The organism is Cobetia sp. UCD-24C, assembly GCF_001306765.1.
Lineage (GTDB): Bacteria > Pseudomonadota > Gammaproteobacteria > Pseudomonadales > Halomonadaceae > Cobetia > Cobetia amphilecti.
Map to the genome: position 1 here is coordinate 104039 of NZ_LJTD01000010.1, position 26740 is coordinate 130778.

The 26740-nt window shown below is 63.4% G+C and carries 22 protein-coding genes and 1 tRNA gene; 8 read left to right on the forward strand and 15 right to left on the reverse strand.

All coding sequences use genetic code 11. The features are described 5' to 3' along the window. Window positions 1-223: 223 nt before the first annotated feature. The 8 genes from pilW to AOG28_RS14170 all read right to left on the reverse strand — a co-directional run bounded on the left by pilW (window position 224) and on the right by AOG28_RS14170 (window position 7528). The gene (gene pilW, locus AOG28_RS14135) at window positions 224-1162 is read right to left on the reverse strand and encodes a type IV pilus biogenesis/stability protein PilW (protein WP_160317883.1); all 939 of its coding nucleotides are present in this window, start codon (window positions 1160-1162) and stop codon (window positions 224-226) included. A 131-nt stretch (window positions 1163-1293) separates the two neighbouring features. Beyond that, window positions 1294-2451 carry a 23S rRNA (adenine(2503)-C(2))-methyltransferase RlmN gene (rlmN, locus tag AOG28_RS14140; protein ID WP_043333811.1) on the reverse strand — a complete coding sequence of 386 codons (1158 nt, stop codon included), beginning with the start codon at window positions 2449-2451 and terminating at the stop codon, window positions 1294-1296. Between the two features lie 354 nt (window positions 2452-2805). Beyond that, window positions 2806-3231: a nucleoside-diphosphate kinase gene (ndk, locus tag AOG28_RS14145; protein ID WP_043333812.1), complete on the reverse strand. Its 426-nt coding sequence runs from the start codon at window positions 3229-3231 to the stop codon at window positions 2806-2808. Window positions 3232-3509: 278 nt separating this feature from the next. Beyond that, a complete protein-coding gene (locus AOG28_RS14150) occupies window positions 3510-3836 on the reverse strand; it encodes a HesB/IscA family protein (RefSeq protein WP_043333813.1) in 327 nt (108 codons plus the stop codon). A gap of 15 nt (window positions 3837-3851) precedes the next feature. Next, window positions 3852-5000 carry an aminotransferase class V-fold PLP-dependent enzyme gene (locus tag AOG28_RS14155; protein WP_054556867.1) on the reverse strand — a complete coding sequence of 383 codons (1149 nt, stop codon included), beginning with the start codon at window positions 4998-5000 and terminating at the stop codon, window positions 3852-3854. A gap of 106 nt (window positions 5001-5106) precedes the next feature. Beyond that, window positions 5107-5580, reverse strand: a complete 474-nt coding sequence (locus AOG28_RS14160; protein ID WP_043333815.1) for a Fe-S cluster assembly transcription factor — start codon at window positions 5578-5580, stop codon at window positions 5107-5109. A gap of 142 nt (window positions 5581-5722) precedes the next feature. Beyond that, window positions 5723-6721: a serine O-acetyltransferase gene (cysE, locus tag AOG28_RS14165; RefSeq protein ID WP_082388821.1), complete on the reverse strand. Its 999-nt coding sequence runs from the start codon at window positions 6719-6721 to the stop codon at window positions 5723-5725. A 9-nt stretch (window positions 6722-6730) separates the two neighbouring features. Next, entirely contained in the window at window positions 6731-7528 is a 798-nt protein-coding gene (locus tag AOG28_RS14170) for an RNA methyltransferase (protein WP_054556868.1), read from the reverse strand. A gap of 505 nt (window positions 7529-8033) precedes the next feature. Between AOG28_RS14170 and AOG28_RS14175 the strand changes: the two genes are divergently transcribed. Next, on the forward strand, window positions 8034-8828 hold the full coding sequence (locus AOG28_RS14175; RefSeq protein ID WP_043333816.1) for an inositol monophosphatase family protein: 795 nt from the start codon (window positions 8034-8036) through the stop codon (window positions 8826-8828). A 141-nt stretch (window positions 8829-8969) separates the two neighbouring features. Here AOG28_RS14175 and secF read toward each other — a convergent pair whose 3' ends face one another. From secF to queA, 5 genes are all read right to left on the reverse strand, one after another. Further along, window positions 8970-9875, reverse strand: coding sequence for a protein translocase subunit SecF (gene secF, locus AOG28_RS14180; RefSeq protein ID WP_054556869.1), 906 nt, complete (start codon window positions 9873-9875; stop codon window positions 8970-8972). 12 nt (window positions 9876-9887) lie between these two features. Continuing rightward, complete coding sequence (gene secD / locus AOG28_RS14185) at window positions 9888-11738, reverse strand: protein translocase subunit SecD (RefSeq protein WP_054556870.1); 1851 nt, start codon at window positions 11736-11738, stop codon at window positions 9888-9890. Between the two features lie 70 nt (window positions 11739-11808). Next, window positions 11809-12144 carry a preprotein translocase subunit YajC gene (yajC, locus tag AOG28_RS14190; RefSeq protein ID WP_043333819.1) on the reverse strand — a complete coding sequence of 112 codons (336 nt, stop codon included), beginning with the start codon at window positions 12142-12144 and terminating at the stop codon, window positions 11809-11811. A 130-nt stretch (window positions 12145-12274) separates the two neighbouring features. After that, window positions 12275-13393 (reverse strand): tRNA guanosine(34) transglycosylase Tgt, encoded by a 1119-nt coding sequence (gene tgt / locus AOG28_RS14195; protein WP_054556871.1) that lies wholly within the window; start codon window positions 13391-13393, stop codon window positions 12275-12277. A 155-nt stretch (window positions 13394-13548) separates the two neighbouring features. Further along, the gene (queA, locus tag AOG28_RS14200; RefSeq protein WP_054556872.1) at window positions 13549-14580 is read right to left on the reverse strand and encodes a tRNA preQ1(34) S-adenosylmethionine ribosyltransferase-isomerase QueA; all 1032 of its coding nucleotides are present in this window, start codon (window positions 14578-14580) and stop codon (window positions 13549-13551) included. Window positions 14581-14988: 408 nt separating this feature from the next. Here queA and AOG28_RS14205 point away from each other — a divergent pair. Beyond that, window positions 14989-15074 (forward strand) — tRNA-Leu (locus AOG28_RS14205). Between the two features lie 260 nt (window positions 15075-15334). Here AOG28_RS14205 and AOG28_RS14210 read toward each other — a convergent pair. Next, the gene (locus tag AOG28_RS14210) at window positions 15335-15580 is read right to left on the reverse strand and encodes a hypothetical protein (RefSeq protein ID WP_054556873.1); all 246 of its coding nucleotides are present in this window, start codon (window positions 15578-15580) and stop codon (window positions 15335-15337) included. 940 nt (window positions 15581-16520) lie between these two features. Here AOG28_RS14210 and AOG28_RS14215 point away from each other — a divergent pair. Continuing rightward, window positions 16521-17132, forward strand: coding sequence for a LysE family translocator (locus AOG28_RS14215; RefSeq protein WP_054556894.1), 612 nt, complete (start codon window positions 16521-16523; stop codon window positions 17130-17132). 155 nt (window positions 17133-17287) lie between these two features. Here AOG28_RS14215 and AOG28_RS14220 read toward each other — a convergent pair whose 3' ends face one another. Next, a complete protein-coding gene (locus AOG28_RS14220; protein ID WP_054556874.1) occupies window positions 17288-17839 on the reverse strand; it encodes a copper chaperone PCu(A)C in 552 nt (183 codons plus the stop codon). Window positions 17840-18161: 322 nt separating this feature from the next. On the opposite strand from AOG28_RS14220, the gene AOG28_RS14225 reads away from it, so the two are divergent. From AOG28_RS14225 to AOG28_RS14245, 5 genes are all read left to right on the forward strand, one after another. Further along, entirely contained in the window at window positions 18162-18674 is a 513-nt protein-coding gene (locus AOG28_RS14225) for an NUDIX hydrolase (RefSeq protein ID WP_054556875.1), read from the forward strand. 118 nt (window positions 18675-18792) lie between these two features. After that, entirely contained in the window at window positions 18793-19722 is a 930-nt protein-coding gene (locus AOG28_RS14230) for an AAA family ATPase (RefSeq protein ID WP_054556876.1), read from the forward strand. Continuing rightward, window positions 19719-20738, forward strand: coding sequence for a DUF58 domain-containing protein (locus tag AOG28_RS14235; protein ID WP_082388824.1), 1020 nt, complete (start codon window positions 19719-19721; stop codon window positions 20736-20738). The genes AOG28_RS14230 and AOG28_RS14235 overlap by 4 nt, the downstream gene beginning before the upstream one ends. Continuing rightward, window positions 20735-22891 (forward strand): transglutaminase TgpA family protein, encoded by a 2157-nt coding sequence (locus tag AOG28_RS14240; RefSeq protein ID WP_054556878.1) that lies wholly within the window; start codon window positions 20735-20737, stop codon window positions 22889-22891. The genes AOG28_RS14235 and AOG28_RS14240 overlap by 4 nt, the downstream gene beginning before the upstream one ends. Before the next feature lie 217 nt (window positions 22892-23108). Further along, the coding region (locus AOG28_RS14245; RefSeq protein WP_054556879.1) for a retention module-containing protein at window positions 23109-26740 on the forward strand (3632 nt) is incomplete at its 3' end.

A 26740-nucleotide genomic window follows, 5' to 3' on the forward strand; every position in this document is an offset into this window, starting at 1 on the left:
GCGATTGGCCGGGTGCTGCACGACTCGTTGATCATCATGCGAGTGAGCAGCGTGAAAAGCGATGACCTCCCATGCCAATCGACGCGCACGAACACACGTTCGTCCGCGTCGGCACTATACCAAGCCCGCGCAGAGATTTTCACCGGCAATTCGGTCTTCTCGGTCCTGCTTGCAGCGACCCCGCCCGTGAGGTGGCGCCATCAGCGGCGTCGTTGCGCCTCGTTCAGGGAGTGCGAATCACCGCGCGACCGGATTCCCGTGTCATGACCTGCTCCAGCTGACGGCTGTAGAGATCTGCCAGACGGCTGTCGCCGCGAGCCGTGGCCACATCGACGGCCAGGGCGAGACTGTCACTATCGGTGCCTGACAGACGGAAGTAGCGGCTCAGCGCCGACTGGGCGGCGTCATTGTCGCCGGCGTCATGTGACATGCGTGCCACCGCCAACCAGGCCTCTGACTCACGCGGATTGATCTTGACGGCGCGCTCGAAACTCTTCGCGGCCTCGCTGGTCTTGCCCAGCTGCAACTGACAGCGGCCCAGATTGGTATAGAGCTGGCCACGATTGTCGTAGGTCAGGTCTTCCGCCGCGATCTCGAGCTGCCGACAGGCCTCGACGTATTCACCGCGAGAGTAGAGAAAGGCCGCGTAGTTGTTGCGCGCACGGGTAAAGGACGGATCGCTGGAAATGGCCTGATTGAAATAGTCATCGGCGAGCACGTTCTCACCCTGGCGCTGATAGATCATCGCCAGCCCGGCCTTGGCCTCGGCATTGCTGCTCTGCAGCTTGAGTGCCTTCTGGAAGGCGCTGTCGGCACGTTGCAGCTGATTACGACCCAGATAGGCCTCTCCGAGTTCCACGTAGGCGTTCGAGGCCTTGTTGTCATCCGGCGGGGCGTAGGGGTCGTTGGTTTCCACGCGTGTCGCGCAGCCTGCGAGGGTCAGGCCGGCAAATCCGAGGCACAGCAGCAGGGCTCTGGTGCGGCGAGTGATGCCGCGAGCAGCGGTGCGGGTGTGGGAATCATGCTGGCAGGGGCCCTGTGCGACAGTGCCATGGGCGACAGTGCCCTGTGCGACAGAGTGATGGGCGACAGGGTCATGCTCATTGGTGCGATGACGGGGCAGACGACTCGGCATGCAATCCTCGCGTGAATGAAGGCTCATGATGTGCCTGCGGGCGAGGGTCGCGGCAGGCAACAAAAGCGCCCCCATCAAAGCGCCGCACCTGCCACAAGTCAAGGTGGCAGGGCGGCGCATGGCTATGGCGATAGCGTCAGGTCAGGGCTGGCAGCCGCTCAGTCGGCGTCGAGCTGGATGGCGTTGATGTAACGCTCGGCGCGACGGGTGCGGTCCTTGACCTGACCGACCAGCTGGCCACAGGCGGCGTCGATGTCATCGCCACGGGTCGCGCGCACCGGTGCGGTGTAGCCCAGCTCATAGAGACGCTGCTGGAAGCGCATCACCTGGTTGCGTGACGGCTTCTCGTAACCGGAATGCGGGAACGGGTTGAACGGGATCAGGTTGATCTTGCACGGCAGCTCGTCGAGCAGCGCGGCCAGTTCCTCGGCGTGCTGGATCTGGTCGTTGACGTCCTTGATCAGGGTGTACTCGATGGTGACGATACGCGCGTCGTCACACTTGGCCAGGTAGCGATGGCAGGAGTCGAGCAGCGCGCGGATGTTCCACTTGCGGTTGATCGGCACCAGCACGTTGCGCAGTTCATCGTTGGCCGCGTGCAGCGAGATCGCCAGGCTGACGTCCATCTCGTCACCGAGCTGGTCCAGCTTGGGCACCACACCGGAGGTGGAGAGAGTGACGCGACGCTTGGACAGGCCATAGGCGTTGTCGTCCAGCATCAGCTTCATCGCCGGCACGACGTTGTCGTAGTTCATCAGCGGCTCGCCCATGCCCATCATCACCACGTTGGTGACCGGACGCTTGCGGGTGTCCTTGCGGTCTTCGGCGCCACGGGTGGCGACCCACACCTGGCCGATGATCTCGGCGGCGGTCAGGTCACGCTCGAAGCCCTGCTTGCCGGTGGAGCAGAAGCTGCAATCCAGCGAGCAACCGACCTGGGAAGACACGCACAGGGTGCGACGGTTGCCATTCTCGGACGGGATCAGCACGGTCTCGACGTAGCTGCCATCGCTGACTTCCAGCACCCACTTGCGGGTGCCGTCCTTGGACTCGCCTTCATAGACGATGCCCGGCGCACGGATCTCGGCGACCTGCTTGAGGCGTTCGCGCAGCGGCTTGGCGAGGTTGGTCATCTCGTCGAAGCTGTCGACGCCTTCCTGGTGAATCCATTTCATCACCTGGGTGGCGCGGAATTTCTTCTCGCCGATGCTCTCGAAGAAGGCTTCCATCGCCGGGCGCGGCAGGCCCAGCAGGTTGGTGAGCTTGACGGCGGCAGGGGCCGCGGCATCGGTGGCAGTTGCAGTGGTATCAGTCATGGTATGGGCCGGTCGTGTCAGGGATGGGCAGGCGTCACACAAAGGATAGACGTCTGCAGGGCGACGCTGTCAGCGGAGGTGGCGATGGCTCGCAGACCTCAAGAGGCTCTCATCATCAGCGCAGTGCGCGTTGGCGTCACATGGCGTGGGGAGAGGGCGCTGCAGCGGCTTTCAGAAAAGCGTATCGGACCTGCTCAAGCGTCGAATCTGCTTCAGGGGGTGCATGCTGTCGCACGACGCTTCAGCACGTCCGATACCACGACGGCCCCGCCTCGCAGGCAGGGCCGTCGTGTCATGCACGGCGGAAAGGCGCGTGCCCCGAAGGGCCGGGCTTCTCAGTCGTACAAGGCGAAATCAACCGCGCGGGCAGATTTCGTTGTCGCCGAAGAAGTAGGCGATTTCGCGAGCAGCAGATTCCGGCGCGTCAGAACCGTGAACGGCGTTGGCGTCGATGGAAGTAGCGAAGTCTGCACGGATGGTGCCGGCTTCTGCTTCCTTCGGGTTGGTAGCGCCCATCAGGTCGCGGTTCTTGGTGATGGCGTCTTCGCCTTCCAGCACCTGGATCATGACCGGGCCGGAAGTCATGAAGCCGACCAGCTCACCGAAGAAGCCACGTTCGCTGTGCTCAGCGTAGAAGCCTTCGGCCTGTTCCTTGGACAGGTGAACCATCTTGGAAGCGACGATCTGCAGACCGGCCTTCTCGAAGCGAGAGTAGATTTCGCCGATCACGTTCTTGGCAACGGCATCCGGCTTGATGATGGACAGAGTACGCTGAGTCATGGTGAATCTCCTGAGACAAGCTTTGAAGAGCCGCACGGCAGATGCCGAACGGCGGAAAACGGGCTCTGTCGGCATGCGCGCGACAAAAGTGGGCGGCATTATAGCGGCAAGTGCCACCGGCTGCATCCATCATGCCTGAGTCGCATGACGCGCAGATGGCAAGCGCCTCGTCGGCATGGGCTGGCGAGGCGCTGAGGGTCAGCTCGGACGTTGAGTCTGGCCTGGACGCTGAAGCTCTGTTTACAAGCTGAAGCCAGTCTCAGACGCTGAAGCCTGGTCTACACGCTGAAGCTCTCGCCACAACCACACTCGTCCTTGACGTTGGGGTTGTTGAAGCGGAAGTAGCGGTTCAGGCCGTCCTTGACGTAGTCCACTTCGGAACCGTCGAGCACGGTGAGGGCTTCGGTGTCGACATAGACGGTAGCGCCGTGATCGACGAAGACGGCGTCTTCCTCGTTGACCTCGTCAGCGAAGTCGAGCACGTAGCTGTAGCCGGAGCAGCCGCTGGGCTTGACCGAGACACGCAGGCCAAGGCCGTGGCCGCGCTCGGCCAGCACGACGCGGATCTGGTCGGCGGCGGAGGAGGAAATCGACAGATGTGCCATGAGCAGTCTCCCGGGTCAGGCGCGCAGCGACGTCAGGGCATGCCTGAGTTCGCCGAGCGCGGATTCGATGTCGGCAGCGGTGGTGAAACGACCGAAGCTGAAGCGCAGTGATGCCAGCGCCAGCGGACGGGGCACCCCGATGCCGGTGAGGACGAACGACGGTTCGACACTGGCGGAATTGCAGGCCGAGCCGGTGGAAATCGCGATGCCGCGCAGCGCCATCAGCATCGCCTCGCCATCCACGCCCTCGAAGGCGAGATTGACGATGTTGGGCGCGCTGACCTCTATATCGGTATTGAAGTGCACGCCTTCAAGGCCGGCAAGCCCGGCGATGAACTGATCACGCAGCGCGACGAGGTGCTGGTGATCGGCGTCGAACTGCTCGGCGCTCAGGCGGTAGGCCTCACCCATGCCGACGATCTGATGGGTCGGCAGGGTGCCGGAACGCATGCCGCGCTCATGGCCGCCGCCGTGGATCAGGGCATCGACCTTGATCTGCGGCTGGCGACGCACGTACAGCGCGCCGATGCCCTTGGGGCCGTAGGCCTTGTGGGCGGACAGCGACAGCAGGTCGATGGGCTGACGGCTGACATCTATCTGCACCTTGCCAGGCGCCTGGGCGGCATCGACATGGAAGGCCGCGCCATGCGAGTGGGCGATGTCGCCCAGCGCATCCAGGTCATTCAGGCTGCCCAGCTCGTTGTTCACCGCCATCAGCGATACCAGGATGGTGTCGCTGCGCAGGGCGTCGCGCAGGCTGTCAGGGCTGATGCGGCCGTCAGGCTGCGGCGCGATGCGCGTCACCTCGAAGCCTTCCGCTTCCAGCGCACTGGCGGTATCCAGAATCGCCTTGTGCTCGATGGTCGAGGTGATCAGATGGCGGCCGCGCGCGGCATTGGCACGCATGTAGCCGGTCAGCGCCAGGTTGTCGGCTTCGGTGGCACCGCTGGTCCAGACGATCTCGCGCGGGTCGGCACCGATCAGCTCGGCGACCTGACGACGTGCGCCCTCGACGGCCTGCTCGGCCAGCCAGCCCGGCATGTGACTGCGCGAGGCCGGATTGGCGAAGGTGCCGTCCTGCGTCAGGTGACGCATCATCAGCTCGGCGACGCGCGGGTCGACGGGCGTGGTGGCAGCATAGTCAAGGTAGATCGGCTGGGACATGGTGACTTCCTGAAGACACGACAGACAGTGATGACGGTGAACGTGATGAAGGCTATCTCGAGGGTGACGGGGCGCGGCGAGCATCGCCTCGGCTGGCAAGCGCCGCTCAGCTGCCTTGCATGACGGTGATCGGTGTCGGCTCGCACGCCTTGCGCTGACGACTGGCGATCTGGCGAATCTCTTCGCGCGCGACCAGGTCGGCCAGGCTGATGCCGTCGAGAAAGCCGTGGATCTCGTCGGACAGATCACACCACAGATGGTGCGTCAGGCAGGTGTCACCGGCCTGACAGTCCGACATTCCCTGACAGCGTGTGGCATCGACTGACTCGTTGACGGCGTCGATGATGCACGCCACTGAGGTGGTCTCGAGTTCGGTATCCAGCAGATAACCGCCACCGGGGCCACGCACGCTCTTGACCAGACCTGCACGCCGCAGACGTGCAAACAGTTGCTCCAGATACGACAGCGAGATGCCCTGGCGTACGGAAATATCGGCCAGACAGGTCGGGCCGCAACTGGCATGCAGGGCCAGATCGAGCATCGCGGTGACGGCGTAGCGTCCCTTGGTGGTCAGGCGCATGACAGAGTCCGTGAGCAGATGGAGCCTGCGACGTTGAGGACGAGGCCGGGCGTAGTCGCCGCCTCTGGCGAGACGGCGTATCAATGCGCCCCATTATGGTGGGGTGGTCTGGCGGGGTCAATCCCGACTGAATTGGTCAACTTTAGCCATGCTGACGTTCGGCGGGCTCCTGCGTATCGCTTGCCTGCTCGGTCGGTGATTGCTCAGTCGGTGCCTGCTGGGTCGAGGTCTGCTCGGAGCGCGGCTGGTCATCAGGGGCAGTGCCCTGCGATGCGCTGGACGCAGCGCCCCCGGCCTTGGGCGAGGTGCTGCCCTGGGCCGCGGCCACGTCAGCGACGGTCGTCTCGCCACCGCAGGGCCCCAGTTCATCGATCAGCTGGGCGAAGTCGGCGTCATCGAGCTCGGGCAGGCGCCCGGCGCGATAGCTGGCATCCAGCTTGCGCAGCGTGCCGCACATCTGTTCGATGCGCTTGTCCACGGCATGCATGTGATCGAGCATCGCGTGCATGGAGCGCGCGACCGGATCGGGCATGTCCTGGCCCATGCCGTAGGCATCGAAGCCGAACTTCTCCTTCATGGCCTCGCGGCTTTCCGGGTCGACCGACGGCTCCTCCGCCACATCCGGCTCGGCACGTTTGACGATCTTGCCGGGAATGCCGACGACGGTGGCGCCGGCAGGCACTTCACGCGTGACCACGGCATTGGAGCCGACCTTGGCGCCGGCACCGACGGTGAACGGGCCGAGAATCTTGGCGCCGGCACCGACGATGACACCGTCGCCGAGGGTCGGGTGGCGCTTGCCGGCGTTCCAGGTGGTGCCGCCGAGAGTGACCCCGTGATAGAGGGTCACGTCATCGCCGATCAGGGCGGTCTCGCCGATCACGACGCCCATGCCGTGGTCGATGAAGAAGCGACGACCGATGGTGGCACCCGGGTGGATCTCGATGCCGGTCAGCCAGCGCATCAGGGTCGAGCCGGTGCGCGCCAGCCATTTGGCGTTGTGACGCCATAGCCAGTGATTGATGCGATGGGCCACCAGCGCATGCAGGCCCGGATAGTTGGTCAGGACTTCAAAGAAGTTGCGCGCCGCCGGATCACGGGCAAACACGCTATCGATGTCTTCACGCAGTCGAGTGAACATGGCGTGTCCTCAGGAAGTGCGGTTGGCCGTGTCGGCTTGTGCCAGGCGAACCTGCTTGTCCACCGCGGAAAGAATGCCGCGCAGAATGTTGATTTCCATGCTGTCCGGACGTGCGCGCAGATAGAGGCGACGCAGGCGTGCCATCAGCTGGCGCGGCTGTTCCGGATCGAGGAAGTCGACGCTGATCAGTGTCTTCTCGAGATGCTCGAACAGGCGCTCGAGGTCGGCATGGCTGGCCAGCGGGCTGTCCCAGTCGATACCGAACGGCTGGTCATCCTCGGCCCGCGGCGTCTCGCCGGCGGCTTCCTGGTCGGCCAGCCACGCCTGGCGGCACTCATAGGCCAGCACCTGCACCGCCGCGGCCAGATTCAGCGAGCTGAAATCCGGATTGGTCGGGATATGCACGTGGCGGTGGCAGCGCTGCAGCTCTTCATTGGAGAGCCCGGAATCCTCGCGGCCGAAGACGATGGCCACGCGGGCATCCGGCAGGCGGGCTTCATCGGCCAGGGTGGCACCGAAGGCGCGCGGCGTGATCATCGGCCACGGCAGGTTGCGCGAACGTGCGCTGCAGCCGACCACCAGGCTGCAATCCGCCACGGCCTCTTCCAGCGTCTCGTGCACCGAGGCGCTGGCGACGAGTGCATCGGCACCCGAGGCGCGTGAGGCGGATTCCTGGCATTGCACCTGACATCGCGGCGCGACCAGTGCGAGATCGGCCAGGCCCATATTGAGCATGGCGCGGGCTGCACCACCAATGTTGCCGGGATGGCTGGTGCCAATCAGGACAATGCGCAGACGTTCAAGCATGAGGACTTCCAGGATAGCAATTGAAGGGCGGGTCGGCCGACGCGGCTGGTGCAGTGCGTGATCCGCATACGCAGACTCAGCGATAAATCGCGCGTCAGGACCCGATATCCTAGCATGAAGCCGCGTCAGGGAGCAGTTTCCCGCCGGTGTTGAGGGCCAGAGCGGCGCGAGGGAGGCGCGCGCGGGCAGGGCGCAGGGAGTCGACGCGCAGGCAGAGGGTGGCCGCAGGTAATGGCAGCTCGAGCCGAGCTCTGATAGACTACGCCGTCCCGTCATGTCGCAACATGTGTTCGCCCTCGCTGGCGCCGCGTGCTGTGGCGGCTGGCAGCCTGCATACATTGCACTATGCAGCGCGTCCCGCGCCGTATCAGGATTCCTGTACGGGCTACATGACCGCCTGATCTGATTGCACCCAGTTTCGCTCGATCCGTGTTGCGCCGCGTTGATGTCTCACGCGCCGTGGCACCCGTTCTTTAACAGCTCCCGACTCGTCAAGGCCTTGATCATGCATCCGATGGTCCAATTTGCGCTGCGTGCTGCACGCGGTGCCGCAGAGCAGTTCGTCCGTGCTCGTGAACGTATCGAAGTCGCCCGTGGCGACAACGATCTCGACACCTTCATTGCAGACACTGCACGTCGCGCCGAAGCGCACATCGTGCGTCAGCTGGAGCGCGGTTATCCGCAACACGGTCTCTCCGGCCGTTATACCGACCATCGCGATGGTGAAGGTCAGGGCTCTGACTACCACTGGCGCATCGAGCCGGTGCACGGTTACTCCAACCTGGCATCCGCGGCCTCCGGCTTCGCGCTGTCCGTGGTCTGCCTGTTCAAGGGCCGTGCCGAGCACGCCGTGGTCATCGCGCCGTTCACTGACGAAGAGTACATCGTCAGCCGCGGTCGTGGCGCCCAGCACTCCGGTCACCGTATCCGCGTGACCAACGCCACCTCCATCGAAGGTGCGCGTCTGGCGATGGGCCTGCCGGAAAGCTGGCAGCGTCCGCGTCACCTGCCGACCTACCTCTCCATCGTTCAGCAGGTCGGCCCGCAGGTCGAGATGCTGCGCACCAGCGGCTGTGCGCTGCTGGACGTGCTCGAGCTGGCTTCCGGCCGCGTCGATGCCGTCTATGTGCTGGGTCTGGATGCCGGTGACAGCGAGATCGTCAGCCTGTTCCTGAAGGAATGTGGCGCTCTGGCAGGCAGTGCCGACGGCACGCCGGTCGTGGTTGCCGAAGGCACCCTGATGGCCGCTGGCGCACGTCTGTACAAGGCGCTGGCGCAGACCATGCAGCCGCACCTGTAAGACCCTGCAAGACGACGTGACCTGACAGCCTTCGGGGCCGTCTGGAGAACGAAAAAAACCCCACCTCGCATGAGGTGGGGTTTTTTTGTGCCTGGCGATCCGTGCCTGGCGATCCGTGCCGAGCTGAACGAGCGGAGGCGCTTACGGCGCGCCGTCCTCGAACTGCTCCTTGGGCGGGGGGATCAGATCCACACGCTTCAGGCCGACCACCAGCAACAGCGCCGCTGCCACGTAGATGGACGAGAAGGTCCCCGCGACCACACCGATGATCAGTGCGATGGCGAAGTTGTGGATCATGTCGCCGCCGAGGAAGTACAGCGCCAGCAACACCAGCAAGGTGGTGCCGGAGGTGGACAGCGTGCGTGACAGCGTCGCGTTGATGGCGTCATTGAAGATCGACGGCATGTGATCGGTACGCGATTTGCGGATGTTCTCGCGAATGCGGTCGTAGACGATAATGGTGTCGTTCAATGAGTAGCCGATCACGGCCAGCACCGCGGCCAGTACCGTCAGGTCGAAGTCGAGTCCGAACAGGGCGAAGATGCCCAGCAGGATGATGACGTCGTGACCCAGCGAGATGAGTGCGCCGAGGGCGAACTTGTACTGGAAGCGGAAGGCCACGTAGACCATCACCACGGCCAGGGCGAGCAGCATGCCGAGACCGGACTGGTCACGCAGCTGATCACCGACCTGGGCGCCGACGAACTCGGCGCGGATCAGGTTGACGCTGTCACCGGTGGCCTGCAGATGCGCCACGATGTCATTGCCGATGCCGGCTTCGAAGCTCTGCTGCAGACGCACCAGAATCTCGTTGCTGGCACCGAAGGTCTGGACCGAGACATCCTTGTAGCCGGCGGCTTCCAGTGTCTGGCGCACGCTGTCCAGTGCCGGTGCCGCCTGGTATTTCACTTCCACCAGGGTGCCGCCGGTAAAGTCGAGGCCCAGGTTCAGGCCATGAATCACAAGGGCGCCAATGGCCACGATCGTCAGCACGATGGAGACGATGAAGGCCGCGCGCCGCTTGCTCATGAAGTCAAACTGTCGCATCACGATGGCCCCTCAGATCCAGAGTTTCTTGAGTGTCTTGCCGCCAATGGCAAGATTGATGATGCCGCGCGAGACCATGATCGCCGTGAACATCGACGTCAGGATGCCGATGGACAGCGTCACCGCGAAGCCCTTGACCGGGCCACTGCCGATGGAGAACAGGATCACCGCGACCAGCAGGGTGGTGATGTTGGCATCGACGATGGAGGTGAAGGCGCGCTCGAAGCCGGTATGCACGGCTTGATGCAGCGGCATCTTGGAGCGCATTTCCTCGCGGATACGCTCGAAGATCAGCACGTTGGCATCCACCGCCATGCCCAGCGTCAGCACGATACCGGCGATTCCCGGCAGGGTCAGGGTGGCGCCCAGCATCGACATCGCGGCAATCAGGATCGCCAGGTTGGCGGTCAGGGCCACGTTGGCGACGACACCGAAGGCCTTGTAGCGCGCCAGCATGAACAGCACGACCAGCAGCAGGCCCAGCTCGACGGACAGGATGCCGCGCGAGATGTTCTCGGCACCGAGGCTCGGGCCGATGGTGCGTTCCTGCACGAAGTAGATCGGCGCGGCCAGTGAGCCGGAACGCAGCAGCAGCGACAGCTCCTTGGCTTCCGTCGGCGAGTCGAGGCCGGTGATGCGGAAGCTGTTGCCCAGTGCACTCTGGATGGTTGCCAGACTGATCAGCCCCTTCTCTGTATACGGGATGCGCTTCTCGACCTTCTCGCCGTCTTCCATCACGGTGCGCGTGCGGGTCTTGTGCTCGATGAACAGCACCGCCATGTTGCGGCCGATCGCGGCACGCGTGACGCGGTTCATGATCGAGCCACCGGTACCGTCCAGGTTGATGTTGACCTGCGGACGGCCGCTTTCATCGAAGCTGGTGCTGGCGCTGGAGACGCTGTCACCGCTGATGATCACGTCCTTCATGATGTTGGCGGTGCGGCTGGGCTGGTTGCGGAACGCGAAGCTCTCCATCTCGCTGGCCGGCGTGTCGCTGGCCGCTTCCAGACGGAATTCGAGGTTGGCGGTGGCACCCAGTACGCGCTTGGCGGCGGCCGTGTCCTGCACGCCCGGCAGCTCGACCACGATGCGGTTCGGGCCCTGGCGCTGAACCAGCGGCTCGGACACGCCCAGCTCGTTGACGCGATTGCGGATCGTGGTCAGGTTCTGATTGACCGCGTAATCCTGAATCTCCTTGACGGCGGCGGCGGTCAGGGTGAGGTCCAGTACGGCCCCGCGCTCGACATCGCGCTCGTCGTATTCGAAGTTCTGGAAGTCGCGCGAGATCAGTGAGCGCGCCTTCGAACGGTCTTCCTCATCGGAGAACGTCAGGCTCAGGGTACCGTCGTCGACTTCGCTGCCGCGGTAGCGGATACGCTCCTCGCGCAGGGTTTCCTTGATGGCGCTGGCGTTGACTTCCAGGCGCTGCTTGACCGCGGCGTCCATGTCGACTTCCAGCTGGAAGTGGACACCGCCACGCAGGTCAAGGCCCAGCTTCATCGGTGAGGCACCGAGGCTGGCCAGCCACGACGGCGTGGCGTCGGCCAGGTTCAGCGCGACGATGGCGTCATCGCCGAGCGTCTCGCTGATCAGTTCCTTGGCGCGCAGCTGCTGGTCGTTGCTGGTAAGGCGAATCAGGCCGGTGGAACCGTTGAGTTCCCCGGATTTGGGCGTGATGCCGGCGTTTTCGAGGGCACTGGTGGCGCGATCGAGGTCTTGCTGGTCGATGGCCTCGGCGCCGCTGGCGGCACTGATCTGCACAGCCGGGTCTTCGGGGTAGAGATTCGGCAATGCGTAGATCACGCCGACGGCAAGTACCAGGCAGATCACCAGGTACTTCCAAAGCGGATAGCGGTTGAGCATGGCAGCCCTGTCCTTGGTGGAGCGGGAGAGAAAAGCATGCTGCCGGCACAGGGGCCGGCAGCAGGAGGGATCAGATGGACTTGATGGTGCCCTTCGGCAGGACTGCAGCCACGGCAGACTTCTGCACGTTGACTTCGTTGCCTTCGTTCAGCTCCATGGTGATGAACTGCTCGCTGACCTTGGTGATGCGGCCAACCAGGCCACCACCGATGACGACTTCGTCACCCTTGGCCAGATTGCCGATCAGGTTCTTGTGTTCCTTGGCGCGCTTGGACTGCGGACGCCAGAGCAGGAAATAGAAAATGACCACGAAGCCGACCAGCATGACGATCTGGCCGATGGCGCCGCCGCCGGCGACAGCCGCTTCGGCTTCCGCGTGTGCGGCAGGAATCAGGAATTCCAGCATGTGTATCTCCAGAGGTTACGAGTGAACTGTTGTTATGCAATGAGCGTGATTCAGGCTCTTCTTCACGTCTGGCTCGAGTCGAATATCAAGACGACCGGAGGATTTGGCCCCCGGTCGTCATTCGCCTCGATCAGTCGGCCAGCGGCGGCACCGGCAGGCCGCGCGCGGCATAGAACTGTTCCACGAAGTCCTGCAATGTACCCGCTTCAATTGCACCGCGCAAACCAGCCATCACGGTCTGGTAGTAGCGCAGATTGTGGATGGTGTTGAGCATCGAGCCGAGCATTTCTCCACAGCGATCAAGGTGATGCAGATAGCCGCGCGAGAAATTGGTGCAGGTGTAGCAATCGCAGTCCGGGTCCAGCGGTGAGGTGTCACGCTTGTGGACGGCGTTGCGGATCTTGACGGTACCCGTCGGCGTGAACAGGTGGCCGTTGCGCGCGTTGCGGGTCGGCATCACGCAATCGAACATGTCGACGCCACGTCGCACGCCCTCGACGAGGTCTTCCGGCTTGCCGACGCCCATCAGATAGCGCGGCTTGTCTTCCGGCATCCATTCGGGGAGGTAGTCGAGAACCTTGATCATCTCGTCCTTGGGCTCGCCCACGGACAGGCCGCCGATGGCGTAGCCGTCGAAATCGATCTTCTTGAGGCCCTCGAGGGACTTCTCGCGCAGGTCCGGGTACATGCCGCCCTGGATGATGCCGAACAGCGCCGACGGCGAGTCGCCATGCGCGTCGTAGGAGCGCTGCGCCCAGCGCAGGGACATCTCCATCGACTTGCGCGCTTCATCATGGGTAGCCGGATACGGCGTGCACTCATCGAAGATCATCACGATGTCGGAGCCCAGCGAGCGCTGCACCGCCATCGATTCTTCCGGGCCCATGAAGACCTTGGAGCCATCGACCGGTGAGCGGAAGTGAACGCCCTGTTCGGTGATCTTGCGCGTCTTGCCCAGCGAGAAGACCTGGAAGCCGCCGGAATCGGTCAGGATCGGCTTGTCCCACTGCGCGAAGTCATGCAGATCGCCATGCGCTTCGATGACTTCCGTGCCCGGGCGCAGCCACAGGTGGAAGGTGTTGCCGAGGATGATCTCGGCGCCGATGTCCTTGATGGACTCCGGCGTCATGCCCTTGACGGTGCCGTAGGTGCCCACCGGCATGAAGGCCGGAGTTTCCACGGTGCCGCGCGGGAAGGTCATGCGGCCACGACGTGCACGGCCATCGGTCGCGAGCTTTTCAAAGCTCATGAAGCATTCTTTACGCATGGTGCTCTCTTTGCTTGGCGGCGAAACAGGCCGCAGCTGGTGTGTCGATGCCACTATGCCGCAGCATAGCGCGGGGCGCGTTAACTGCGCATGACACGGCCCTCGGCGAATGCCGGGGCCATGTCAGAAAAGGGGGTTCAGGCGCGTTCCAGCAGCATGGCATCGCCATAGCTGAAGAACTGGTAGCGCTCTTCCACCGCCGTCTGATAGGCCGCCTTGGTGTGCTCGTAGCCGGCGAAGGCCGAGACCAGCATCAGCAGGGTCGATTCCGGCAGATGGAAGTTGGTGATCAACAGATCCACTACCTGCCATTCGTAGCCCGGGTAGATGAAGATGTCGGTGTCGCCGGAGTAGGGGGCCAGCTCACCAGCGTGGGCCTTGGCGGCGCTCTCGAGGCAGCGCACGCTGGTGGTGCCGACGGCGACCACGCGACGACCGGCGGCGCGGGCGCGGGCGATCTTGTCGCAGGCTTCCTGGCCGACCTCGATCCACTCGCTGTGCATGTGGTGTTCGAGAATGCTGTCGACGCGCACCGGCTGGAAGGTACCGGCACCGACGTGCAGGGTGACGAAGGCGGTCTCGATGCCTTTCTCGGCCATGGCGGCCATGATCGGCTCATCGAAGTGCAGGCCCGCCGTCGGGGCGGCCACGGCACCATCGCGCTTGGCATAGACCGTCTGATAGCGCTCGCGATCCGACAGCTCGTCATCCCGAGTGATATAAGGCGGCAGCGGCATGTGGCCATGCTGATTGAGTAGCTCGATCATCGGCGTCTCGCCGTGGAAGCGCAGCTCGAACAGCGCCTCCTGGCGGCCTTCGACTACGGCCGTGATGCCGCCTTCGAAGATCAGCTCGGTGCCCGGCTTGGGCGACTTGCTGGAGCGGATGTGCGCCAGGCCACGATGGGCGTCCAGCGGGCGCTCCAGCAGCATCTCGATCTTGCCGCCGGAGGCTTTCTGACCATGCAGGCGCGCGGGGATCACGCGGGTGTCGTTGAACACCACGACATCGCCGGGTTCCAGCTGCTCGAGCAGATCCGGGAAGTGACGGTGCACGATCTCGCCGCTCTTGCCATCCAGATGCAGCAGACGGCAATCGCTGCGTTGCTCTGACGGGTAACGGGCAATCAGCTCATCCGGCAGGCTGAAATCGTAATCGCTGCGCTGCATCGGGCGCGCGTCATTAGGTGTGGCAACGCCCGAGGCATCACCGGAATCGATACGTGACATGGCCAACCTGACACTCTGATAGCACGAGGCGCGTGGTGCGCTCCGTGGCATGCGTACATGCACAATGGGGAGATGCCGCCCTGAGACCCTGACGCTCTCGTCGCGAGCGCATGACTCCCTTCTCTGCAGGTGGGGCAGTCAGGTGCGACACTCTCGAGGCCTTGGCTGTCTGGGCAGACGAAAAAGGTCGCTCATGATACCCAATGCCATCGTCCACGCGAAGACCCGTTTGCGGGCGACACGCCTCAGTCCACTGCGGCGTGGGGTGTGAGGAAGCGCTCCATGTGTCTGATCTGACGCCAAAACTCGTTGACCTTGGCGCAATGTCCCGTATAATTTCGCTCCGTTGCCGGTGTGGCGGAATTGGTAGACGCAGCGGATTCAAAATCCGCCGCTTAATAGGCGTGTCGGTTCGAGTCCGACCACCGGCACCAGAATTGAAAAAGTCGCTTTCGAGCGGCTTTTTGCGTTTCTGGCTCCCACCGATTCATCTTCCTCGTGGTTCTTCGCTCGCGCCCAGTCTGTCTCTAGCCCTGCCCCGAATACCAGTCCTTGCTTATTCCTTCACGCTTCGCCTGTCATGGCGCTGGCAGCTGCTTGTCTGTGCTCTTTACGTGACGGCAGGGGCCCAGACACAGGAAAGCCCCGAACGAATGTCGGGGCTTTCCTGTGTCTCGTGCATCCAGACGGCGGCTCACGCCTGTTGTGGAACGCTCGTTACGCGTCGATAGAGGCTGTTGCTGGCGAGGGAGGGGGCGAGGAGTGCCATGCTGGTGTTCTGGATCGCGAGTTCCTGGCGCAGGGTAAACCACATGCCGACGTATTCATGGCAATCCTGGCAGTGCACCAGGTGGTCGGCCGATGGAGTGTGGTACTGATATTCCATCTTCAGGCCGGAGCATGCCGGACAACATAGTGCGGCTTGAGCTTTCCCTTCCATGTCTCCTCTCCTTCTCAGCAATTGACTGAATCTGGTGAGGTGCAGCGTAGTGGTCTCTTTCCTTGAGTTCGCAAACCTGTCAGCCATCAAGGCCCATGAATCAATCGCTCAGACTCATGGATCTTGCTGGCCGGGGAGTGAAGCTTCCCATGCTTGCGCGTCATCCTCTGACAGGGCCTGTCCTTGGCTGCACTTCCTGTGCACTTGGCCCGTCACTACGCTGAACCTGCCGCTCTTCCTGAGCAGCGATCGGGCGTTACTGACCCGCAAGAATCTTGTACACCTTTCAGAAACTGACTGAATTCGGTGTCATTCAGCGTAGTGCTCTCTTTCCCTGAGCTCGCAGGCTTGCCAGTCATGAAGATTCGTAAACCTACCCGCTCAGGCTTACGAATCTTCCTGGCTAAGGAGCGAAGTCCCCAAGCCTGCGCGTCATCCTATGACAGGGCCTGTCCCTGGCTGCACTTCCTGTGCACTTGGCCTGTCACTACGCTGAACCTGCCGCTCTTCCTGAGCAGCGGTAGAGACGTTACTGGTTATCACAAACTTGTACAACGCCTAATTTGTTGCACAAGTTTTCGAATGTGTAAAATTCTGTACTTTATTATGTTCTCATATAAATCCATGCACGACGGCCGCCTTCGAGTGCGGACTGTCCAGCCCGTGTGACACCCATCGTGAGGGGCATATCCAGGTCGTCCATATGGCCTGCTGCCGCATCAGCACGGCGCTTGATACACTCGACTGCGTCTGCCTGAAGACTTGGTGGGAGTCGTATGTGCCCGATACTCGCATCCCATCAGCAACGCAGGATGGGGAGGGCGGGCCCCATCGCGAGCGCCGGGCTACTGTCAGGTGATACCCCCAGGTGTATGTCCGAGGCCGGCGCTGTGTCGCTTTCACCAATTGACTGGAACATGGAATGATCTTCATGCATTGGATGCCGCTGAATCTGTGGTTGTCACTGGTTGCGTTATGCGCGATGGGGGCGATGTCGCCCGGGCCGAGTCTGGCGATGGTGCTGCGCCATACCCTGGGCGGCGGCAGGAGTGCGGGGGTCGCCGCCGGTATCAGTCATGCGCTGGGAGTCGGGTTGTACGCCGCGCTGACTGCCTGGGGGCTCGGCGCCTTGATCGTTCATTACCCGGGCGTCTTCCAGGCGATCATGCTGCTGGGGGCAGTCTATCTGGCCTGGTTGGGGTTCAAGGCGCTGCGGGCAGGCCGCGGTGGAGCGCTGGAGGCGCAGGCCGTCACGACATCCCGTTCCATGGCGATACGCGATGGTTTCATGGTGGCGCTGGCCAACCCCAAGTTGATCCTGTTCTTCGTGGCGCTGCTCAGTCAGTTGATCACGCCGGAGATGAGCGAGATGGGCAAGTGGCTGGTCGTCGTGACGGCCATGGGCATCGACGGGCTCTGGTATGTGCTGGTGGCACTGGTGCTGTCGCACTCGCGGGTGCTGCCCTGGTTGCAGGCGCGTGCGATGTGGATCAACCGTCTGACGGGCGTGGTGTTGCTGGGGCTGGCGTTGCGGGTGGTCTGGGGGCTTTGAGACAGCCTGTCAGCCCGGTGAGGATCTGGTGATTCGTTATCTGGTCGAAAACGGCCCTGGCACCTTGTGTCAGGGCCGTTTTGCATGCGCGTTTCGCGGGTTGAGGCGTTTGTAGATAGAGGTGTTTGTCGATAGAGGCGTATGCACCGATGGCGTTACTCACTGAGCGACATCATTTCGGCGTAGTCCTTGATCGAGACCTCAAGGCTCGTGTCAGGTCTCGCCAGAAAATGCAGTGTCAGTGGCAGCCTGTCGCCCGCAATGAGTGGCTGCGTCAGCCCGATCAGCATCAGGTGGGGGCCGCCGCCGGGAGCCATCGTCAGCGGCGCGTCAGAGGAAATCGCCAGTTGCTCGATTCTGTGCATCTGCATGCGCTCTTGCGTGACTTGCATGCTGTGCAATTCGACCGTGGCGGCCATTGGCGTGCTGGCGCCTGTCAGCACGGCATCGCCCTTTGTGATCGAGAGTGTCAGGTAGACGGCCCCAGTCGTGGCACCCGGTGGCGTCGGTAGCGCGAAGGCTTGCTCGACATGGGGGATGGCGGATGGGGGCTCCTGAGCCGAGGCGTGAATGGTGGCAAGGGAGAGCAGGGCTAGCATCGCCAGCCATCTGCTGGCGGTGGTGGCGATGGTGCGAAGGGCGGTCAGGCCAGCCGATACCTGTCCGGCACGTCGCGGCGCGCCATGTCCCTGGCGAGGTTGCCTCATGCTGTGCGCATCTCCTGTCTGGGTGTGTAAAGAGAATGACCATGGGAGCGGTCCATGATGCCAGTGTGGTGTTTTCTGACGTCGATGGCCTCTAGTGTAGAGGCTAGTGCAGAGGCTATTGCATAGGGTGCGTTTTAGGTGTTTTGCACGAACGTGAGCGTCACCTGTTGCCCGGGTGTGAAGACAGGTGTCCGGGCCGCAGTTGAAGGCAGCTTCGTCGCATTCTGCTACCGTGGGACGCATTGGTCGATGCCATCCGGCGGTGTTGGTCGTCGCGGATGGCTATCGAAGTGATTCAAGGACAGGCAAGGAACAGGGAACGGTGATCCAGGACGAAATCATTCAGCTGGTCGATGCGCAGAATCGCCCTTGTGGCACGGCACCGCGTCGCTTGATGCGACGCTACCGCTATTGGCACCGTGCCACCTATGCCTTCGTGCTCAATGCCCGCGGTGAGCTGTGCATCCAGAAGCGTACCCTGAGCAAGGAAGTGTTCCCCGGCTATTTCGATCTCGCCAGTGGGGGGGTTGTCGGGGCCGGTGAGGCCGTGCAGGTGGCTGCCCGTCGCGAGCTGGAGGAAGAGATTGGCGTGCGCGGTGCGCCGCTCAAGCATTGTTTCGATTTCTGCTACACCGATGCGACCAACCATGTCTTCGGCAGTGCATATCTGGTGCATTACGATGGCCCGCTGACGCTGCAGGCTGAAGAAGTGGCAGATGCCTTCTGGGTCACGCCGGCCGATGCGCTTGCGTTGCATCCTTCAACGCCTGATAGCCGTATGGCCCTTGAGCGCCTGATTCGTGAAGGCTTTCTGAGTGAGAGCCTGAGCCGATGATCTTCGCTTTTCCTTATCGAGCCTGCGCAGCAACGCCGCTGGCCCTGCGTCATCTGGCGTGTGCTGCCCATCGTGATGGCCGCATCTCCTCCTCCCCACTTTGTTCTGGAGTCTTTGCATGAATGCCAAGGTATCGCCACAGCAGCTGGAAGAGGTGGAAGCCGCATTGTCGACGGTGCTGGCGGGCAAGCCGCGCCAGATCCGTCTGGCGCTCTGTTGTCTGCTGTGTCGTGGTCACGTCCTGATCGAGGACTTGCCGGGGCTGGGCAAGACGACGCTCGCCCAGGGGCTGGCGCGTCTGATCGGAGCGGACATGCAGCGGGTGCAGTTCACCAGCGATCTATTGCCCGCTGACATTCTCGGCGTGTCGGTATTCGACCCGCGTGAGGGCAACTTCCGCTTTCACCCCGGCCCGGTGTTCCACTCGCTGGTGCTGGCGGATGAGATCAACCGTGCCACGCCCAAGACGCAGAGCGCGTTGCTGGAGGCGATGGAAGAGCGTCAGGTCACGGTGGAGGGCGAGACCCGTCGCCTGCCAGAACCGTTCTTCGTGATCGCGACCCAGAATCCGCTCCAGCAATCCGGCACCTTCCCGTTGCCGGAATCCCAGCTGGACCGTTTCCTGATGCGGTTGTCATTGGGCTACCCGGAACCCGCAGCCGAGCGCGAGATTCTCAAGGGCAATGCCGGGCGTCAGCATATCGAGGCGCTGCGACCCTTGTTGCCCGTCTCGGTGCTCAAGGAGTGGCAGGCTGCCGTGGACCGTGTGCGTCTGTCTGACCCGCTGCTGGATTATCTGCAGGCGCTGGTGGCGGCGACGCGCAGCTCGCCGGAAGTGGCCTATGGTCTCTCGACGCGCGGGGTGCTGGCGCTGGCCAGCGCTGCGCGTGGCTGGGCACTGCTGGCAGGACGTGACTATGTGCTGCCGGAGGATGTGCAAGCGGTCTGGGCGCCCGTCGTGGGGCACCGCCTCAGCGAAGGCAGTGTTGCCGAAGGTGAGGCCGTGGCGCGCCATCTGCTCGGGCAGGTGGCGGTGGTGCCTGCATGACCCAGGTGGCGAAGCCCGGCGCATGGACGCGCGTGAAAGCCCGCATGCTGCGCAAGATGTCGATTGGCGGAGGCGAGGCGCTTCATCACGCGCGCTTGATGATCTTGCCGACGCCCTTCGGGCTGTTCTGGGCGGTGCTGGTGATCCTGCTGCTGCTGTTGGGGATCAATTACGAGAACTCGCTGGCGCATGGCCTGTCCTTCTGGCTGTTCGCCGTGGCAGTGGTCAGCATCTTTCGCAGCTGGCGCAATCTGGCGGGCGTGCGAGTGCAGCTGATCGCCGATGGTGAGGCGTTTGCAGGCAATACGTTGCGCGTCATGGTGCGTCTCACCGGTCGGGCTCGCTCACATGCCATCGATGTGCGACTGGGAGAGGCGCGCCAGCGACTCGAGATCCATGACGGCGAAGGCAGTGCGCCGCTGGAGCTAGCGGCCTTTCAGCGTGGCCAGTTCTCATTGCCGACGCTGACGCTGGAGTCGCGCTGGCCACTGGGACTGGTGCGCCTGTGGGCCTGGGTCGCGATCGACACGCCGGTCCTCGTCTACCCACAGCCAGAGCTTCCCACCACCCCGCAGGGCAGTCGTCGTACGCTCGAGCAGATAGAGCAGGGCGATTTCGCCGGTCTGCGCCGCTATGTCCCGGGCGACGCGCCAGCGCATATTGCCTGGAAGCACTGGGGGCGCAGCGGAGAGCTGGTCACCAAGCGCTTCGAGACGCCTGCACGTCCCTCGCTGTGGCTGGATTACGAGGCCTGTCGTGGCGACATGGAGCAGCGGCTCTCGGAGCTCACGGCGCGGGTGCTGGCGGCGGAAGGCGCCCAGGCGACCTATGGTCTGCGACTGCCGGGCCAGACATTGGCCATCGCCAGTGGCGGGGCGCATCGTCGTCGAGTGCTTGAGGCGTTGACGCTGTTCGGCGGCGAGCAGAGGTTGCCATGGTCCGCCCAGCTGGTGGCCAGTGAGGCCGCCAAGCGAGCCGGCGCGAGTCGTCCCTTGAGTCAGGAGGGTAGCGCATGAGCCTGTCGACAGCCAAGGCTTCCCCGGGACGTGCCTCTCTGGGCCGTTCCTCAAAGGACGAGCTCTCCAGTGGCGCGTCTTCTAACTCCTCCGGCGCCAGACGACGCTGGTGGCAGCGCAAACCGCTGACGCCTGATCAGGCATTGGGCTGGCTTGAGCTGCGCCACTTGTTCATCGGCCAGTGTCTGGTGTTGGCGCTGCATGTGCTGTGGATGCCGGTGTGGCTTGCCCTGCCGGCCTTGCTGGCGGCGTTGTGGCGCTTTCAGCAACTCCGGGCGCGAGTTCCGCGCGCTGGCATCCTGTTGCGACTGGCGGCGGTGGCAATGGTCGCGGCGGGCCTGTTTCTCGAATACGGCCAGATGCTGCGCCTGGAGGCGATGATCGGCCTGCTGGTCGGCATCTATCTGCTCAAGCTGCTGGAAACGGACAGCCTGCGCGATGGTCGTGTGGTCTGCGGGCTGGGTTTCGTGGTGCTGGCGGCGGCCTTCCTGCATGACCAGGGGCCCTTGATGGCGGCGGCCTCGGTCATGGCCGCGGCGTGGCTGGTCGGCGGGCTGGTGTTGATCGCCGGTGCACGCGAACGTCGTGAGGCCATGCGGGAGACGGCCTGGCTGATGGGGCTGTCCCTGCCGCTGATGCTGGGCTTGTTCGTGCTCTTTCCCCGCTTGCCGCCGCTGTGGAACGTGCCCCAGCTCAACGAGGCCACCACGGGGCTTACCGACAGTGTCTCTCCCGGCGATATCGCCGCCCTGGGTCGCAGTGATGCCCTGGCGTTTCGGGCGCGTTTCGACAACGGACTGCCGGCGGCCTCCCAGCGCTACTGGCGTGTGTATACCCTGAGTCTGTTTGATGGCGTGCGCTGGTCGCGCGCCACGCCGGAGCGTCTTCAGGAGGCACTGGGCGGGCCGGCCGAGCGCTACGTTCAGCGCGGGACGCGTATGGAGGGGGAAGTCGCCCGTCATCGCTATGAGCTGCTGCTGGAGCCGGACCCGCGCCCCTGGCGGCCGAGTCTCGGCGCGCCACTGACGACCAGCCGCGAGGCCCGTTACCTGATCGACGGCACCCTTGAGGGGCTGGCGTCACTCAATACCCGCGAGCTGTTGGAGATGTCTTCCTCCGGCGCGCCACCGACAACGGCTCCGCAATGGATGCAGCGCCTTGATCAGCTGTTGCCCGATGATGGCAATCCGCGTGCCCGTGAGTTCGCTCGCGATCTGATGAGTGAGTCGGGGGGAGATCCGCAGGTCTTCCTGCAGCGCCTTTTCCAGTACTTCAATCGCCAGCCTTTCCACTACACCCTGACGCCACCGCGCCTCGAGGGGCTCAGCCGTGTCGATGATTTCCTGTTCGACAGCTTGCAGGGCTATTGCACCCATTACGCTTCTACCAGCGTTTTTCTGGCGCGCGCTGCCGGACTGCCGGCGCGTATGGTCGCGGGTTATCTGGGCGGCGAGGCACAAGGCGATGGCATCGGTGGGCCGCAGGAATTGAGCATCCGTCAGTATGACGCTCACGCCTGGGTCGAGGTGTTCTATGCCGGCCGCTGGCATCGATTTGATCCCACCGCGGCGGTGGCTCCCGAGCGAATCTCGCAGGGGGCGCTGAGCCTGCAGGGGCAGCCGGGCTTCATGGCCGATGCTGGCTTGCGTGCCTTCACGCTGAATAATTCATTGCTCAGTGATCTGAGACGGCAGTGGGAGCGTTTCGAATACCGCTGGCAACGCAGCGTGGTGGGGTTCCGTCTCGACGAGCAGCGAAATCTCTGGAAGCGACTGTTTGGTGACTTCCGCTGGGAGTGGCTTGTCTGGGGTGTGCTCGGGCTGCTGGCCAGTGTGGTGCTGGCAGGCGTGGCACTGGTGTTGTGGTCTGGCCGTGAGGTGTCAGCGCACGCAGGTGTGCGAGCCTACCGCAGGTTGGTGAAGCGGCTGGAGCGTACGGGCCATGGCCCCCACGTGGGCGAGGCTCCCGGCAGCCACTTGCGCCGTATTGCCCAACAGCAGCCGCAAAATGTAAGAGTATTGTTACATTTGGCAGATTTGATTGAACAATGGCTATACAACGATGCTACGGTATTAGCGAGCTCTCATGATCAATCACCACCCTTGCGTAGTGTTCGGCGCCAGTGGTCTGTGCTGTCTCGCAAGATTCTCTAAAGCGTAATGATGTCTTTGGTGAGTGTTAATTATTGATTTAAAGAGGTTTTTTTGGCATTAGATATCTCATCTTTGCAGCGCGATAGCGCTACTGAAAATTGCTAGGTTGCAGTAAGTGATTTTGTGTATCAAAATGTAACTATCCGTTCTTGTCGATCATGCCATTGCCCCCTTCGCAGCATGATGCAGCACCTTTCCCCAGCAGGAGTATGTCCCCATGGTCCAGGTCATTCGCACAGAAGGCACAGTACTTGTTGTTTCCTCCACCAACGAGGCGCAGCGTGTCGTCAATGGAATGACGCTTGAACCGACAGCCACTCTGGTCGCACCGCAGGGCGCGATCGTGGTGCTGGAAGACGGCACCCAGCTTGTGGTGCCGCAGAGGGCGCCGATCGGCGTTGAGGTGTTGCTGGCCGAGTCGCGTGGGGAAGCGCCTGTTGACCCGGCAGTGGAAGCGTTGCGCGAAGCGATCGCTCGTGGCGAAGACCCGACCGCGATTCAGGAAGCTCCCGCAGCCGGTGAGAATGGCGGTGCGCCGGGCAGCAGTCGTAGTGGTTTCCTGGATGCCTCTGGGGTGGGGCGCGAAGGGCGTGTCGAACGGACCTCCTATGAATATGAGGGCGGCTTTACCGACCCGGAATTCAATGATGAGGACGAAGATGGCCTGGGGCTGGAGCTTGATCCGACACTGCCCACAGAGGTCGTGCTGTCCTTGTCGGTCGATGCTCCCGCGCTGACCTCCGACACTACGCCGACCATCGTCGGTACCACCGATGCCGAAGACGGCAGCACCGTCACCCTGGTCATCACCGACAGCGACGGCAATGAGCAGACCGTCACCGCGACTGTCGAGAACGGCACCTATACGGTTGACGCTGAAACGCCGCTGAGCGAAGGCGAGTACAGCGTCGAGGCCTCGGTCACCGACCCGGCCGGCAACACCGCGACCAGCAATGACGTGGGCGAGATCGACGCAAGTGCGCCGGCGCTGACCGTCGATGCCCCCGCACTGACCTCCGACACCACGCCGACCATCGTCGGTACCACCGATGCCGAAGACGGCAGCACCGTCACCCTGGTCATCACTGACAGCGACGGCAATGAGCAGACCGTCACCGCGACTGTCGAGAACGGCACCTATACGGTTGACGCTGAAACGCCGCTGAGCGAAGGCGAGTACAGCGTCGAAGCCTCGGTCACCGACCCGGCCGGCAACACCGCGACCAGCAATGACGTGGGCGAGATCGACGCAAGTGCGCCGGCGCTGACCGTCGATGCTCCCGCGCTGACCTCCGACACCACGCCGACCATCGTCGGCACCACCGACGCCGAAGACGGCAGCACCGTCACCCTGGTCATCACTGACAGCGACGGCAACGAGCAGACCGTCACCGCCACTGTCGAGAACGGCACCTATACGGTTGACGCTGAAACGCCGCTGAGCGAAGGCGAGTACAGCGTCGAAGCCTCGGTCACCGATCCGGCTGGCAACACCGCGACCAGCAATGATGTAGGCGAGATCGACGCAAGCGCGCCGAGCCTTACCGTCGATGCCCCCGCACTGACCTCCGACACCACGCCGACCATCGTCGGCACCACCGACGCCGAAGACGGCAGCACCGTCACCCTGGTCATCACTGACAGCGACGGCAACGAGCAGACCGTCACCGCCACCGTCGAGAACGGCACCTACAGCGTCGATGCCGAGACGCCGCTGAGCGAAGGCGAGTACAGCGTCGAAGCCTCGGTCACCGATCCGGCCGGCAACACCGCGACCAGCAATGACGTGGGCGAGATCGACGCAAGTGCGCCGGCGCTGACTGTCGATGCACCGGCGCTGACCTCCGACACCACGCCGACCATCGTCGGCACCACCGATGCCGAAGACGGCAGCACCGTCACCCTGGTCATCACCGACAGCGACGGCAACGAACAGACCGTCACTGCCACCGTCGAGAACGGCACCTATACGGTTGACGCTGAAACGCCGCTGAGCGAAGGCGAATACAGTGTCGAGGCTTCTGTCACCGATCCGGCCGGCAACACCGCGACCAGCAATGATGTGGGCGAGATCGACGCAAGTGCGCCGAGCCTGACCGTCGATGCCCCCGCACTGACCTCCGACACCACGCCGACCATCGTCGGTACCACYGATGCCGAAGACGGCAGCACCGTCACCCTGGTCATCACTGACAGCGATGGCAACGAACAGACTGTCACCGCCACCGTCGAGAACGGCACCTACACGGTTGATGCCGAGACACCGCTGAGCGAAGGCGAGTACAGCGTCGAGGCCTCGGTCACCGATCCGGCCGGCAACACCGCGACCAGCAATGACGTGGGCGAGATCGACGCAAGCGCGCCGGCGCTCACCGTCGATGCCCCGGCACTGACCTCCGACACCACGCCGACCATCGTCGGTACCACCGATGCCGAAGACGGCAGCACCGTCACGCTGGTCATTACCGACAGCGAGGGTAACGAGCAGACCGTCACCGCGACCGTCGAGAATGGCACCTACACGGTTGATGCCGAGACGCCGCTGAGCGAAGGCGAGTACAGCGTCGAGGCCTCGGTCACCGACCCGGCCGGCAACACCGCGACCAGCAATGACGTGGGCGAGATCGACGCAAGCGCGCCGAGCCTGACCGTCGATGCTCCCGCGCTGACCTCCGACACTACGCCGACCATCGTCGGCACCACCGATGCCGACGATGGTAGCACCGTCACCCTGGTCATCACCGACAGCGACGGCAACGAGCAGACCGTCACCGCGACCGTCGAGAACGGCACCTACAGCGTCGATGCCGAGACACCGCTGAGCGAAGGCGAGTACAGCGTCGAGGCCTCGGTCACCGACACGGCCGGCAACACAGCGACCAGCAACGACGTGGGCGAGATCGACGCAAGTGCGCCGGCGTTGACCGTCGATGCCCCCGCGCTGACCTCCGACACCACGCCGACCATCGTCGGTACCACCGATGCCGAAGACGGCAGCACCGTCACCCTGGTCATCACTGACAGCGATGGTAACGAGCAGACCGTCACCGCCACCGTGGAGAACGGCACCTACAGCGTCGATGCCGAGACACCGCTGAGCGAAGGCGAGTACAGCGTCGAGGCCTCGGTCACCGATCCGGCCGGCAACACCGCGACCAGCAATGATGTGGGCGCCCTGATTGGCGGCGATTCTGGAGAGGTAACGGAGGATGGTGTTACCGAAGCTTCCGGCGCGCTTGTCGATGTCGAAAGTACTGATGTTGTCGCTGGCACCCAAAGCGATGATTACGGCACTTTCAGCGTCAACGAGGCAGGGGAGTGGACCTACACCCTCGATAACGATGCCGCTGTCGTTCAGGGGTTGAATGAAGGTGACACTGTCAGCCAGTCGTTCGTGGTCGAGCTCAGTGATGGCTCGACCACCACGGTCGACATCGTCATCACCGGTATGCCCGATGCCGCGCCGACCATCACCGGCATCAGCGGCACGGACGACAACAGCGTCACCGAAGCCACCGGCGACACCGTCACCGGCAGCTTCACGGTCGCCGCCACTGCCGGGATTGCCACGGTCACCATTGCTGGCGTCGATGCGGATACGCCGGTCGACATCACCAATGCGACCGAGGCCGACCCGGTGGTCATCGAGGGGAGCGAAGGCACCCTGAGCGTGACCGGCTATGACGCCGGCACCGGTGAGGTTACCTACCGCTACGTCGAGGATGGCGAGACCGAGGATCACTCGGGCGGCGACATCACCGACAGCTTCGCGGTCGTGGTCACCGACATCACGGATGCCAGCACCACGGACAGTCTCGACATCGCGATCGTCGACACCGTCCCGACAGC